The organism is Pandoraea cepalis, assembly GCF_902459625.1.
Taxonomy (GTDB): domain Bacteria; phylum Pseudomonadota; class Gammaproteobacteria; order Burkholderiales; family Burkholderiaceae; genus Pandoraea; species Pandoraea cepalis.
In genome coordinates this window covers 326,198-339,132 of sequence record NZ_CABPRY010000002.1, presented here as the reverse complement: position 1 = coordinate 339,132, position 12,935 = coordinate 326,198, and the positions used below count along the sequence as shown (strand labels likewise).

Here is a 12,935-nt window from a genome sequence, read left to right as displayed (position 1 = left end):
ACCGCATGTCACCGTCTACTTGCCTATCCAAGGATTACGCCATGTTTCAGCCCCAGATCATTACCATTCCGATCTTGCCTTTCGGTATGGTCAACGCCCACCTCATCCGCAGCGAGGCCGGTTGTGTACTCATTGACACCGGCATTCCCGGGTCGGAGCTCAAGATCGGCAAGGTGCTCGCCGAACACGGCCTGACGTTTCGCGACATCAAGTTGATCGTTGTCACGCATGCGCATACCGATCACGCCGGCAGCGCGGCACGTGTGCGCGCATTGTCGGGCGCGCCCATTCTGGCACATCAGAATGACGCGGATTTTTACAGCCGCAAGGAGCCGATGACCTACTGCACGACGAGTTGGGTCGGCAAGCTGTTTATCAAGACGCCCGTTCCGCATGAACCGTACGACGGCTTTGTCCCGGACATCATGATGACCAACGGCCACACGGTGAACCTGCTCGACTTCGGGGTTGATGGCATCGTGCGGCATACGGGCGGCCATACGCCCGGTTCGATTGCCGTGGAGTTGTCGTCCCAGGACATGATGGTTGGCGACTTGATCGCCTCGGGCATCCTTATCGGTGGCGTGATTCGAAAGGGGCGAGCCATTCGACCGCCGTTCGAAGATGATCCCGCCACGGTGTCGCGTGAACTGATTGGGATGGTGCAGCGCGGCGGCAAGCGGTTCCACATGGGTCACGGTGGGCCTTTGGAGGTTCGCGAGGTGCTGCGCCATGCCCAAGCGCTTGCGAAGCTGGCGGGCAATCCGTGCGTGTCTGGCCAATGCGAACACCTGCATCACTAGCCCTTTCCAGCATCGGCAATGCGTGCTCGTCGAAAATGCGCTCATGCCACCGGTTCCCATGTCCACGACCGGCTGTGGATTCAACCGGGGGCCGTTCATCTTGAACGGGGACGGACAGCCACGCGATGCGTTAGCTCACACGAACGGGGCGGCGATTCCTTCCGTGTTGAGCACGCGCTGGATCGCTGGCCGCGTGAGCATTCGTTGCAAGTACTGACCGAGCGGCGGCCACTCGCGTGCCGGTTTCGCGAAGCCCCTTGTCCATCGGCAGAGCATCCATGCATAGGGATCAAGGATCGAGTATTGATCCCCCAGCAACCAAGGGCCACCGCTCGATTGAAGTTGCACCGCCAACTGTTCAAGCAACGTGCCCACCTTCGATTCAGCGTGCGTCCGCACTTGGTCCGCGCCTGCAACATTGCCGGCGTCCACCCAACGGTCCGGGTAGAAATAGATAATCAACGCTGTCTGAAGCGTATTCGTCAACCACATGAGCCACTTGTAAAACTGAGCACGTTGCGGCGTGGCCATTTTGGGTGCCATCGCGCTTTCAGGATATGCGTCTGCCAAGTGCAGGCAAATGGCGGCCGTCTCATACAGCACCATGTCGCCATCAACCAACACCGGAATCAATCCGTTGGGGTTCAGGCGCAGATAATCCGCAGATTTGTGTTCGTCGTGTTTGCGATCAACAAGCACCAATTCGAATGGCCGGCCGATTTCCTCCAGAACGATATGCGGGGCCATGCTTGCGTTGCTCGGGTAATAAAACAGTTTCGGGACGGTCATGTCTTTCATCGATATCCGATGCCGGGGTTCATTCTCAGAATATTAATGCGGCAATGCTCAACGGACCATGGTGCTGACATGGGTGAGCCGTGCGACGCTGCGAACGAGCGGCACTTGGCAGCGCACAAGCATTTGCATGGACGCGCCGGATCAACGGCGGAAAAAGAAAAAGCCCTGACAAGTCAGGGCTTTTGAATTTTGGAGGCGGGAGTCGGAATCGAACCGGCGTACACGGCTTTGCAGGCCGCTGCATGACCACTCTGCCATCCCGCCATTGGGATATGCCGCATTGTAACCGCTCGCTGTTGCCATCGAGGGCGCCCTTCGGATCGATCGCCGCGGGCTTTTCGGCAAATAAAAAGGGAAGCCAGGCTTCCCTCTGGATTTGGAGCGGGAGACGAGTCTCGAACTCGCGACCTCAACCTTGGCAAGGTTGCGCTCTACCAACTGAGCTACTCCCGCATTGTCATGCGTACTACCAATCCAACCGTTTCTTAAAACTTCGCTGCTGGGCTAGCGCCGTAGCAGCGAGAAGGAGATTATGTCTAAACCGTGATTCAGTGTCAAGCATCTGCACCGAAAATTTGTGAAGATTATTCTCTCCGACCGCGCAAATCCCGCGTCTTCAGGGAATTGCACTCACATCTTGCCCGCGCCTCGCTCTCGAATCTGCGGCCACGCGCGGCGCAGATAATACATCATCGACCACAACGTGAGAATCGCCGCCACGTAGATCAGCCATGTCCCCCAGAACCGTGAGTCGAAGTGCCACGCCCCCCAGACGACCGTGCCGTTGAACAGCAACAGCGGAATCGCCACCATCTGCGCCGCTGTCTTGACCTTGCCCAACTGATGCACCGCCACGCTGCGCGACGCGCCAATCTGCGCCATCCACTCACGCAACGCCGAAATCGTGATCTCGCGGCCAATGATGATCAACGCCACCAACGCATTGATCCGCCCCATCTGCAACAGCATCAGCAGCGCCGCCGCGACCATCAGCTTGTCCGCCACCGGGTCCAGGAACGCGCCGAACGCCGACGTCTGGTTCCAGCGCCGTGCGAGAAAGCCATCGAACCAGTCGGTCAGCGCCGCCAGCACAAACACGCCGCAGGCCACCCAATTCATCTCGACCGGCGACAACCAGGTTGGCGGCACGTAATAGACGCCGACCACCAGCGGGATCAGCACGATCCGGAGCCAGGTCAGTAATATCGGAACGTTAAAGGGCATGGCAGCATGAGTTCGGCAAACGGCGGTCGACACACGGCGCCCTCGGCAGCCGTACCAGACCCGCATTGTGCCGTGTCTGCCCCGTAGCGACAAGGCCGAGCCGCCGCGCAACGGTTGACATGTGCGTCGGTGTGCCCCTATCTTGCTTGCAACCCTCCGCCAATAGCACCGATCTCGTGAAACCGCCCTGGCCCTTGCCCACACTACGACGACCGCTGCTCTCACCCCACATCCTCATCGCGGCACTGGTCGGGATCGACGGTCTGCTGCTCGTCGCCTCCGTGCTGCTGCGCGTGCCCGGTTCACTGCTCATCGATCTCTTCGTGCGCGGCGACCTCTCGGCGCTCGAGCGCATCGAAGCCAGCCACCTGCCGCGGTTGCTCTTCGGCTTGAACGCCATCGAGCGCATCGACTTCTCGCATCTGCCCCGTGCGCTCGCCGGCCTGTCGCTCATCGCGCTCGCCTGCGGACTCGTCATCCGCGCGCGCACCGCCTGGGCCTTCACGCTCGTCATGCTCGTGCTGGCCGCCGCCATCAATTTCCACCTGAACATTCGCTTCGACCTGACGTTCGCGCTCTCGCTCGCCTGCATTGCGCTATTGCTCTGGTACTGGCGGGAATTCGACCGCGCCAGCTTCGCGGCGGCCACGCTCTACACGCTCGTCGCCGTGTTCGCGCTGCTCGTCTACGCCACGTTCGGCACCATGTATCTCGGCCACGAGTTCGCGCCGCCTGTCACCGACCTGGCCACGGCGTTCTACTTCGCCATCGTCACGATGACGACCGTCGGCTACGGCGACATCGTGCCGCACAGCGTCGACGCACGCCTGTTCACCGCCTCGGTCATCGTCTTCGGGATCAGTGTCTTCGCAACGTCGCTGACCGTCGTCATCGGCCCGCTCGTCGGCGGCAACCTAAAGAAAATTCTCTCGGGGAGGTTCACTCACGTGATACGAAAGAACCACTTCATCGTGGCCGGCGCATCGCCGCTCGCGATCAACGTGCACCACGAACTCACCAAGCGCGGCTGGCCGGTCACGGTCATCATCGCGAGCGGGAGCGATAACCCGTATCCCGAGGAGGCGGATGTCATGCACGGCGATGCCAGCGACAACACCGTGCTCACCCACGCCGGCATCGAACACGCCAAGGCCGTGCTCGCTCTGCGGGCCGACGACTCGGAGAATGCCTTCATCGTGCTCGCCGCGAAAGAGATCGCGCCAACGGTGCGCACCATCGCGTCCGTCAACGACAGCAAGCACCTGAGCAAACTCAAACGTGTTCAACCCGACATGATTTTCGCGCCCCCCGTCGTCGGCGGCGAGCTGCTCGCCCGCACGCTGTCCGGCGAGACCGTCGACAACGAGACCGTCATGCGCCTGCTGTTCCACGGCGATACGTAACGCGCGGCGCGCGTCAGTGCAGTTGGCGATAGATCTGCTCGGCGAGCGTTGTCGAAATGCCGTCGACACTGGCCAGTTCGTCCACGCTGGCCGACGCCACCCCTTGCAACCCGCCGAACCGCATCAGCAGGCGCTGACGGCGCTTCGCTCCGATGCCCTCGATCTCCTCGAGCCGTGACGTCTGGCGCGCCTTCGCGCGCTTGGCCCGCATGCCCGTGATCGCAAAACGGTGCGCCTCGTCACGAATCTGCGCGATCAGCATCAGCACAGCACTCTCGCGCCCCAATTCCAGCGGCGCACGCCCATCGGCAAAGATCAGCGTCTCAAGCCCCACTTTTCGGCCCTCGCCCTTCGCCACGCCGACCAATCGACCAATGTCGATCCCCAGTTCGACGAACACCTGGCGCGCCACCTCGACCTGCCCCTTGCCGCCGTCGATCAGCACCAGTTGCGGCAGATTGGCTTCCCCGTCGGACGCTTCGGGTGCGGCCGATGCGCCGCTAGTATCGGCAGACCCGTCGGCTTGCAGCGACGCCCCGTCGTCCGGCAGCACCCGCGTCTCGGCTTCGGCGCGCGCCACGTCCGCGGCCACGGAGGACGGATCGGCCGCATCGCTCACATGAGCGGCCGCCTCCATCAAGCGACCATACCGCCGCGTGAGCACCTGGCGCATTGCCGCATAGTCGTCGCCCGGCGTAATGCCCGCGATGTTGTAGCGCCGGTATTCGCTCGTCTGCATCTTGTGATGATGGAACACCACGCACGACGCCTGCGTCGCCTCGCCTTGCGTGTGGCTGATGTCGAAGCACTCCACCCGCAGCCGCGCCGGATCGTCGATATCGAGTCCGATGGTTTGCACCAGCTCGCGCGTGCGGGCCTGCTGACTCCCCTGCTCCGTCAACAAACGCGTGAGCGCGAGCTGTGCCCCCTGTTGCGCCATGTCGAGCCACGCGCGCCGTTGCCCCTGCGGCTGACGCACCATCGCAATGCGTCGGCCCGCCTGCTCGGACAACGCGGCGAGCAACTCGTCGCTCGGCAACGCATGGCTCACGACCAGCACCGGTGGTACCGACTGTCCCAGGTAGTGCTGCGCGACGAACGCTTCGAGCAAACGCGATTCGAGCGATGCCAACGGGGTATCCGACGGCATGTCGTTGGCGATCTCGCGCGCCTGTGTGGCGGCATCGTCCGCGTTGGCCTCGGACGTTTCCGGCGCGAGCGCCTCGTCCGGCTCGAATTCGTCGGCAATCCCGCCTTCGACACCGCGCTCCACGTGCGCCGGGAAATACGCCTTGTCGCCAAGGTGGCGTCCACCGCGCACCATCGCGAGATTCACACACGCGCGCCCGCCCGCATAGGCGACCGCGAGGATATCGGCATCGACGTCCCCGGCCGTCTCGACGGACTGCTGCTGAAGCACGCCCGAGAGCGCCTGCATCTGATTGCGCACCACGGCGGCCTGCTCGAACTGGAGCGCCTCGGCATACGTCATCATTTTCGCTTCGAGCGCACTCAGCACTTCGCTCTGACGTCCCGAGAGAAATGCCGCCGCGTTGTTCACATCGCGTGCGTAGTCTTCATCCTGAATGGCGCCCACGCAAGGCGCGCTGCACCGCGCGATCTGATGCAGCAGGCACGGCCGCGTGCGATTCGTGAAGACGGAGTCCTCGCAGGTGCGCAACTGGAAGACTTTCTGCAGGATCTGAATGCTCTCGCGCACGGCCCACGCGCTGGGGAACGGTCCGAAGTACTGTCCACGGCGATCCACCGAGCCACGGTAGTAGGCCATGCGCGGATACTTGTGCTGAGTGAGCTTGAGAAACGGATACGACTTGTCGTCGCGAAACAGGATGTTGTAACGCGGATGCAACGCCTTGATCAGATTGTTCTCAAGCAGCAGCGCTTCGGTCTCCGAGCGCGTGACAGTCGTCTCGAGCTTCGCGATGCGCGCAACCATGAGCGCAATGCGTGGGGAAAGCTGCGTCTTGTTGAAGTAGCTCGACACGCGCTTCTTCAGATTGCGAGCCTTGCCGACGTACAGCACGCTGCCCGCTGCGTCGTAGTAGCGATAGACGCCGGGCAGGTTCGGCAACTGGGCAAGCACCGTGCGGGCGTCGAACGCCTCGGTGCAGGGCTGAGCGGCATCCGCCGTCGTGGCGACCGCGGGGGCCTTGGCGGATTTGGCTTTGCGGGACTTGCGCGGCGGCGTGACGTCGTGGGCGTCTTCAGTCATGAACTCAGGCATCGGAGCGTCCCCGGGGGCGAAACCGTGCGATCGCGGCGGCACGCAAATTGTGTGCGACGGCATCGTCACGCGTCGCCAGCAGGCGCAGGGACTAGAATCCGAAGTTTAGACCAATCCGCGTTGCCGCCTCTCAATGTCCCTGCCCACTACGTTCTCGCCCGCCGCCAGTACCCTGCCTCTGGTGCCGCGCTGCGATCTGTTCTGCACTGTCGTCGACAATTTCGGCGACATCGGCGTGTGCTGGCGGCTCGCGCGGCAACTCGTGCGCGAACACGGCTGGTCGGTGCGGCTGTGGGTGGACGATCTCGCGAGCTTCCGTCATCTGCGCCCCGACATCGATCCCTCGCTGGCCCGGCAACGCTGCGACGGCGTGGACGTACGCCGCTGGGATGCCGACTTCGGCCCGATCACCGACGACAATGCACCCGGCGATATCGTCATCGAAGCGTTTGCCTGCCAGATTCCCGACGCCTGCGTTCAGGCGATGCATGTGCGCAAACAGGCGGGACACGCGCCTGTGTGGATCAACCTCGAGTACCTGAGCGCCGAAGACTGGGTCGAGGGATGTCATCTGCAAAAGTCGATACACCCGCAACTGGGGCTCGTCAAAACGTTCTTCTTCCCGGGCTTCACGGAACGCACGGGTGGGCTCGCGCGCGAACGGGAGCTGTTCTCGCGGCGGGACGCCTTTCTTGCGTCCCCCGAGCTTCGCGACGCCTGGTGGCAGCGCACGGTCGGGCTGCCCGCCGCACCGGATAACGCGTTGGTCATATCGCTCTTCGCGTATGAAAATGTCGCGCTCCCGGCGTTGCTTGCGCAGTGGGCCGCCAGCGAGACGCCCATCGTCTGCCTGGTTCCGCCAGGTCGGATCGCACCATCGGTCGGTGCCTGGCTCGGCCGGGAGGCGCTTGCGCCACGCGAATGCGCAACGCAAGGCGCGCTGACGGTGTACGGGCTGCCGTTCGTTCCGCAATCCGAGTTCGATACGCTGCTGTGGGCGTGCGATCTCAATTTCGTGCGTGGGGAAGATTCGTTCGTGCGTGCGCAATGGGCGGCGAAACCGCTCGTCTGGCATATCTACCCGCAAGACGACAACGCGCACCACGTGAAACTCGACGCGTTTCTCGACCGCTATCTGAGCGATCCGAGCGCCGACTCGCCGGCAACCGGCGCCTTGGGACACGACGCACGCGAGGCGCTGCGCACTTTCTGGCATCTCTGGAACGGCTACGCCAGCACCCCGCCCGACTGGCCGGCACTGGCCGCCGTCCTGCCCGAGCTGAATCGCCATGCACGCGAGTGGGCAAGCAGGCAGGCGGCCCTCCCCGACCTCGCGCGACAGTTGGCAAGCTTCACCGAAAATCAGGTAAAATAGCTGGTTTTTCAACGCTTTGCTGCTGAACCTGCTGCACCGGACCGTTTCCAGGCGGGCGCGGGAATCAAGCGGCGAGTGGGCGTATGGAAGCGCTCAACAAGCGGCAAATCGCTTATTTCGTCACAGGATCTCGTTTTTTATGAAAACCGCTCAAGAACTCCGCGTCGGTAACGTCGTCATGATCGACGGTGAGCCCAATGTCGTGCTGAAGACCGAATACGTCAAGTCGGGCCGCAACTCCAGCGTCGTCAAGATGAAGTACAAGAAGTTGATGGGCGAAGGCCGTGGCGAATTCGCCTACAAGGCCGACGACAAGTTCGACGTCGTTGTGCTCGACAAGAAGGAAGTGACCTACTCGTACTTCGCCGACCCGATGTACGTGTTCATGGACGCCGACTACAACCAGTACGAAGTCGAAGCCGAAAACATGGGCGACGCGATCAAGTACCTCGAAGACGGCATGAAGTGCGAAGTCGTTTTCTACAATGAAAAGGCCATCTCGGTCGACCTGCCGACCTCGCTCGTGCGCGTTGTGGAATACACCGAGCCGGCCGTCAAGGGCGATACGTCGTCGGGCCGCGTGCTGAAGAACGCCAAGATCAACGATCTGCTGGAAATCCAGGTACCGCTGTTCGTCAACACTGGCGACAAGATCGAAATCGATACGCGTACCGACGAGTACCGCAGCCGCGTCTAAGCGATTGCGACTCGGCCCGCGCCGTCCACGGACGACGCGGCACGATCCGCGACCGTCAGGCAACAAAAAAAGCGCTCTTCCCGTCAGGGTTGAGCGCTTTTTTGTTTGGCGGGCGTGTCTCGCTTACGCGCCGAACGTCTCCGTGATCAGACGCTTTGCCGCCTGATATTCCGGCTGCGCGAGCATCTTTTCCCAGCCGTGCACCTTGCCGCGGCCCTGCAGATGCTTGATGCGGCGCTGAGACGCGGTATCGGGCACCGACTTCATTTCATGCAGCAATCGGTCCGCCTTTTCCGGACTGTTGCAGATGAGGACCATGTCGCAGCCGGCGGCCATGGCGGCGTGCGCCGCCGTCACGACATCGCCGGCAGCGCTCGCCCCCTGCATCGACAGGTCGTCGCTGAAAATCACTCCGTCGAACGCGTACTTGCCGCGCAGGATTTCCTTGAGCCACTTGGCCGAGAATCCGGCGGGGTTCGGATCGACCTGCGGGTAAATCACGTGCGCCGGCATGACCGCCGCCAGCGACATGCCGAGCCAGTCATACGGTTGCGCATCGACGCTGAGGATCTCGTCGAGCGAGCGCTCGTCGACCGGAATTTCGTGGTGCGAGTCGGCCGCCACGAAACCATGCCCCGGGAAGTGCTTGCCGCAGTTCGCCATCCCGGCGAGCAGCAGGCCGTGATTGAGGCTCTTGGCCAGCATGGCCACCACGCGCGGGTCGGCGTCAAACGCACGATCGCCGATGACCGCCGACGTTCCGTAGTCCAGGTCCAGCACGGGCGTGAAGCTCAGGTCGATATCGCACGCGCGCAATTCGGACGCCAGCACATAGCCGACGGCCGTCGCCACGCGCGTAGCCTTGAACACGTCGTCGTGCCAGAGCTTGCCCAGCTTGCCCATGGCCGGCAGGTGCGTGAAGCCATCGGTACGAAAGCGCTGCACGCGCCCGCCCTCATGATCGACAGCGATCACGATGTCGTCGCGCAGGTCGCGAATCTGCTTCGTGAGCGCACACAGTTGCGCGCGATCGTCAAAGTTGCGGGCGAACAGGATCACCCCTCCGGTCAACGGATGGTCGATGCGACGGACGTCGTCTTCGCTGAGGGTCAGCCCGACGACGTCCAGCATCACCGGGCCCGGCCTGCGCTTCGTCATTGCGTTTTCTCCGATGCAATATTGCGAATGTTGCCTACATTACGTGATGCGATCGCAAAGGCGACCGCATACTCTTTCTCGTCCGTGATCGAAATCTCGATCGACAGTTGCCGCTCGGCCAGCCACTGCACCAACTCGCCCGACGCCACCACGACCGGCTTGCCAGATGGCGCATTGAGCGTTTGCACGGCACGCCACGTCATCGGCCACCGCATACCCAGCCCGATGGCCTTCGACACGGCCTCTTTCGCCGCGAAGCGCGTGCACAGATACGCGAGTCCGCGCACGGCGGACCGGCTCTGACGCGCGTGATAAACCTTGAGTTCCTCGGGCCCCAGCACGCGCTCGGCGAACCGCCCGTGGGTGCGCGTCATGACGCCGACAACACGGCTGATCTGGAGGATGTCCGTGCCTACGCCGTAAATCACCGTGCCCCCGGACTCAGGGCCAGCGGCACGCTCGCCTGGCGGCGGCACGTCGGGGGACGAAGGCGACGGCATCGTCGGATCGCTCATGGGCAGCGCCTGATGGTGGGAGGAAAGGCGTCGTGACTCAGCCGCGCGCCGCAATGCGGCTGGCGACCATGATGGCCTTCATCTCGCGCACGGCGTTCTCCCAGCCCGCGAAGAGGGCGTGGGCGACGATCGCGTGTCCGATGTTCAGTTCGGAAATGCCTTCAATCGCGGCGATCGGCTGCACATTTTCATAATGCAAGCCATGTCCGGCGTTGACGCGCAGGCCCAACGACAGACCGAGTGCGACGGCACGTTCGATGCGAGCGAACTCGGCCTCGCGCGTGGCCTCGTCGTGCGCCTCCGCGTAGCGGCCGGTGTGCAGCTCGACCACCGGCGCGCCCATGCGCGCCGCCGCGCGGATCGGCGCTTCGTCCGGATCGATGAACAGCGACACACGGCTACCCGCTTCGCCGAGTTGCTGCGTCGCGGCAGCCACACGGTCGTACTGACCGACTACGTCCAGCCCGCCTTCGGTCGTCAGTTCCTGACGACGCTCCGGCACCAGGCAAACGTCGTGCGGCTTGGTGCGGCATGCGATCGCCAGCATCTCGTCCGTCACGGCACACTCGAGGTTCATCCGCGTGAGCAGCTTGTCGCGCAGATTCGCCACATCGCTGTCGCGAATATGACGACGGTCTTCACGCAGGTGCAGCGTGATGACATCGGCGCCCGCCGCTTCAGCCAGCAATGCCGCCCTGACCGGGTCGGGGTAGGCCGTACCGCGCGCGTTGCGCACCGTGGCGACGTGATCGATGTTCACCCCGAGGTCGATGGGGTTGCCGTGGAAGAAGAGGCTCATAGTTTTTGCAGGTCGAGCAGGATCTGCCGCGTGTTGAGCGGAACGCCGCCCAAGTGGTGGTTGAGAAGAAAGCGCATGAGCAGCTTGCTTTGCTGTACGGTCTGCACCCGGGAATAATCGTCTTGCTCCATGTCGAGCAACGTCTGCCCGATGACGACCGGCCAGTCCGACGGTTCATCGCCGCCCGCTGGGCGTACCCCCCGGTCGGGATGAAACACGTAGCGGCGCTCGGGCGCGACCTTGCCGCGCGTCTGCGTGCAGCGGTCGAACGCCACGGCGTAACCGGTCTCACGCAGCAGCACGCGCTCGAATGCCCGCAGGATGATGCCCGCCGGCTCGCCATGCGCGAGATGATGCAGCGTGGTCAGATAGTGCTGGAAGAGTTTGTCATGCGGATCGTCGCGCGCGCAGAACTTCACCAGCAATTCGTTCAGGTAGAACCCGCTGAGCAGCGCATCGCCTTCAAGCGGACGCAATCCGCCAACCCACTCGGCCTTGGTCAGCGTACGCAGCTCTGCCTTGCCAAGCCAGGCGAGCGAGAGCGGCTGAAACGTCTGGAGTACGCCACGCAGCGCCGAGTGCGGACGTTTGGCACCCTTCGCCACGAGCGCAACACGTCCGTGGTCGCGCGTGAGCACGTCGATGATCAGGCTGGTTTCGCGGTAGGGATAGCTGTGCAGCACAAAGCCGGGCTGCTCGGTCACGCGGCTTTGCTCGCGCTCGGCCGCCCGGGCGGGCGATGGCGCACGGCGCACGCGTTTCGCTTCGCGCTTGACGGTATCGGTGGCGGCTTCAGCGTGCTGGAACGCATCCGACGCATCGTCGTCGACAGTCCGTGCGCGCGCGCTGCGCGCCTGGCGAGCCGGTCGCGCCCCAATCGCCCCGGCGTGCGAGGCACGAAGGACAGACGTCAGCGGCGCACCGGCAGCCGACACACTGCTTGCCGCCAGCGTCACATCGTCCGGCGGTGCAATATCGTCACGTAAGGTGTCAGGTTCACTCGTAGCCATACGCCCGCAGGCCGGCCTCGTTGTCGGCCCAGCCACCCTTCACCTTGATCCAGACTTCCAGGTACACGGGCCCGTCGAAGAGCTTCGCCATATCGAGACGGGCATCGGTGGAAATCTGTTTGAGCTTCGCCCCCTTGTTGCCGATGATCATCGCCTTGTGGCTGTCGCGATCGACCAGAATCGTTGCGAACACGCGGCGCAGATCCCCTTCCTGCTCGAATTTGTCGATGATCACCGTGCTTGTGTAGGGCAGCTCGTCGCCCGTCCAGCGGAACACCTTCTCACGCAGAATCTCGGCCGCCATGAACCGCTCGCTTCGGTCGGTGAGATCGTCTTCGCCATAGATCGGCTCGCCTTCGAGCAGGTACGGACGCAACACCCCGAGCAACCGATGGGTGTCATCCGGACGCTTCGCGGACAGCGGCACGATCTCGCGGAAGTCGCGCAGGTCGCCCACCCTTTTCAGGAACGGCAGAATTTCCGCTCGGTCGGCAATACGATCGAACTTGTTGACGATGAGCAGCACCGGGGTGTTGTCGGGCAGCAGCTTGAGCACCTTCTCGTCGTCCGGGCCGAAGTTGCCCGCTTCAATGACGAACATGACGACATCGACGCTGGAAAGCGTGGAGGTCACGGCGCGATTGAGCGATCGGTTCAGCGCGGTGGCGTGACGCGTCTGAAATCCCGGTGTGTCGACGAAGATGTATTGCGCATCGTCCGTGGTGCAAATGCCGGTAATGCGATGCCGCGTCGTCTGCGCCTTGCGCGAGGTGATGCTGATCTTCTGACCGACGAGGGCGTTGAGCAGTGTCGATTTGCCGACGTTCGGACGCCCGACGATCGCCACGGTCCCGCAGCGAAAATCCGTCTTATCGTTCATGTTTGGAAACTCTCTTGAAAGGGGGCGG

At 63.1% G+C, this 12,935-nt stretch carries 12 protein-coding genes and 2 tRNA genes; 4 read left to right on the top strand and 10 right to left on the bottom strand.

Going from position 1 to position 12,935, the window contains the following annotated elements; translation table 11 throughout:
* Positions 1–41 precede the first annotated feature (41 nt).
* A complete protein-coding gene (locus tag PCE31107_RS06440; RefSeq protein WP_150607260.1) occupies positions 42–803 on the top strand; it encodes an MBL fold metallo-hydrolase in 762 nt (253 codons plus the stop codon).
* A gap of 135 nt (positions 804–938) precedes the next feature.
* Here the strand turns inward: PCE31107_RS06440 and PCE31107_RS06435 are convergent, their stop codons facing one another.
* The 4 genes from PCE31107_RS06435 to pgsA all read right to left on the bottom strand — a co-directional run bounded on the left by PCE31107_RS06435 (position 939) and on the right by pgsA (position 2,825).
* On the bottom strand, positions 939–1,592 hold the full coding sequence (locus tag PCE31107_RS06435; RefSeq protein WP_150607626.1) for a glutathione S-transferase family protein: 654 nt from the start codon (positions 1,590–1,592) through the stop codon (positions 939–941).
* Between the two features lie 199 nt (positions 1,593–1,791).
* A tRNA-Cys gene (locus PCE31107_RS06430) sits at positions 1,792–1,865 on the bottom strand.
* 113 nt (positions 1,866–1,978) lie between these two features.
* Positions 1,979–2,054 (bottom strand) — tRNA-Gly (locus PCE31107_RS06425).
* A gap of 177 nt (positions 2,055–2,231) precedes the next feature.
* A complete protein-coding gene (gene pgsA / locus PCE31107_RS06420) occupies positions 2,232–2,825 on the bottom strand; it encodes a CDP-diacylglycerol--glycerol-3-phosphate 3-phosphatidyltransferase (protein WP_026131696.1) in 594 nt (197 codons plus the stop codon).
* A gap of 194 nt (positions 2,826–3,019) precedes the next feature.
* Here pgsA and kch point away from each other — a divergent pair, with 194 nt between their 5' ends.
* On the top strand, positions 3,020–4,228 hold the full coding sequence (gene kch / locus PCE31107_RS06415) for a voltage-gated potassium channel protein (protein WP_150607624.1): 1,209 nt from the start codon (positions 3,020–3,022) through the stop codon (positions 4,226–4,228).
* Between the two features lie 13 nt (positions 4,229–4,241).
* Here kch and uvrC read toward each other — a convergent pair whose 3' ends face one another.
* Complete coding sequence (gene uvrC, locus PCE31107_RS06410; protein WP_240756058.1) at positions 4,242–6,461, bottom strand: excinuclease ABC subunit UvrC; 2,220 nt, start codon at positions 6,459–6,461, stop codon at positions 4,242–4,244.
* Positions 6,462–6,612: 151 nt separating this feature from the next.
* Here uvrC and earP point away from each other — a divergent pair, with 151 nt between their 5' ends.
* Both earP and efp read left to right on the top strand, forming a co-directional pair.
* On the top strand, positions 6,613–7,848 hold the full coding sequence (earP, locus tag PCE31107_RS06405) for an elongation factor P maturation arginine rhamnosyltransferase EarP (RefSeq protein ID WP_425494714.1): 1,236 nt from the start codon (positions 6,613–6,615) through the stop codon (positions 7,846–7,848).
* Positions 7,849–7,987: 139 nt separating this feature from the next.
* On the top strand, positions 7,988–8,545 hold the full coding sequence (gene efp / locus PCE31107_RS06400; RefSeq protein WP_017232520.1) for an elongation factor P: 558 nt from the start codon (positions 7,988–7,990) through the stop codon (positions 8,543–8,545).
* A gap of 123 nt (positions 8,546–8,668) precedes the next feature.
* On the opposite strand, the gene nagZ is transcribed toward efp, so the two are convergent.
* From nagZ to era, 5 genes are read right to left on the bottom strand one after another with little or no spacing between them, the layout of a single operon-like run.
* Positions 8,669–9,703 (bottom strand): beta-N-acetylhexosaminidase, encoded by a 1,035-nt coding sequence (gene nagZ, locus PCE31107_RS06395; RefSeq protein WP_130026944.1) that lies wholly within the window; start codon positions 9,701–9,703, stop codon positions 8,669–8,671.
* On the bottom strand, positions 9,700–10,218 hold the full coding sequence (gene acpS, locus PCE31107_RS06390) for a holo-ACP synthase (protein WP_281352555.1): 519 nt from the start codon (positions 10,216–10,218) through the stop codon (positions 9,700–9,702). The genes nagZ and acpS overlap by 4 nt, the downstream gene beginning before the upstream one ends.
* A 37-nt stretch (positions 10,219–10,255) precedes the next feature.
* Positions 10,256–11,017 (bottom strand): pyridoxine 5'-phosphate synthase, encoded by a 762-nt coding sequence (pdxJ, locus tag PCE31107_RS06385; protein ID WP_150607256.1) that lies wholly within the window; start codon positions 11,015–11,017, stop codon positions 10,256–10,258.
* Positions 11,014–12,027, bottom strand: a complete 1,014-nt coding sequence (gene recO / locus PCE31107_RS06380; protein ID WP_150607254.1) for a DNA repair protein RecO — start codon at positions 12,025–12,027, stop codon at positions 11,014–11,016. The genes pdxJ and recO overlap by 4 nt, the downstream gene beginning before the upstream one ends.
* Positions 12,014–12,907, bottom strand: a complete 894-nt coding sequence (gene era / locus PCE31107_RS06375) for a GTPase Era (RefSeq protein WP_130026946.1) — start codon at positions 12,905–12,907, stop codon at positions 12,014–12,016. The genes recO and era overlap by 14 nt, the downstream gene beginning before the upstream one ends.
* Positions 12,908–12,935: the final 28 nt, after the last annotated feature.

Bases quoted from the DNA above. Each gene is read 5' to 3' on its own strand.
- uvrC (WP_240756058.1), bottom strand. From the start codon at position 6,461: ATGACTGAAGACGCCCACGACGTCACGCCGCCGCGCAAGTCCCGCAAA.
- acpS (WP_281352555.1), bottom strand. From the start codon at position 10,218: ATGAGCGATCCGACGATGCCGTCGCCTTCGTCCCCCGACGTGCCGCCG.
- pdxJ (WP_150607256.1), bottom strand. From the start codon at position 11,017: ATGAGCCTCTTCTTCCACGGCAACCCCATCGACCTCGGGGTGAACATC.
- nagZ (WP_130026944.1), bottom strand. From the start codon at position 9,703: ATGACGAAGCGCAGGCCGGGCCCGGTGATGCTGGACGTCGTCGGGCTG.
- efp (WP_017232520.1), top strand. From the start codon at position 7,988: ATGAAAACCGCTCAAGAACTCCGCGTCGGTAACGTCGTCATGATCGAC.
- pgsA (WP_026131696.1), bottom strand. From the start codon at position 2,825: ATGCCCTTTAACGTTCCGATATTACTGACCTGGCTCCGGATCGTGCTG.
- era (WP_130026946.1), bottom strand. From the start codon at position 12,907: ATGAACGATAAGACGGATTTTCGCTGCGGGACCGTGGCGATCGTCGGG.
- PCE31107_RS06435 (WP_150607626.1), bottom strand. From the start codon at position 1,592: ATGACCGTCCCGAAACTGTTTTATTACCCGAGCAACGCAAGCATGGCC.
- PCE31107_RS06440 (WP_150607260.1), top strand. From the start codon at position 42: ATGTTTCAGCCCCAGATCATTACCATTCCGATCTTGCCTTTCGGTATG.
- recO (WP_150607254.1), bottom strand. From the start codon at position 12,027: ATGGCTACGAGTGAACCTGACACCTTACGTGACGATATTGCACCGCCG.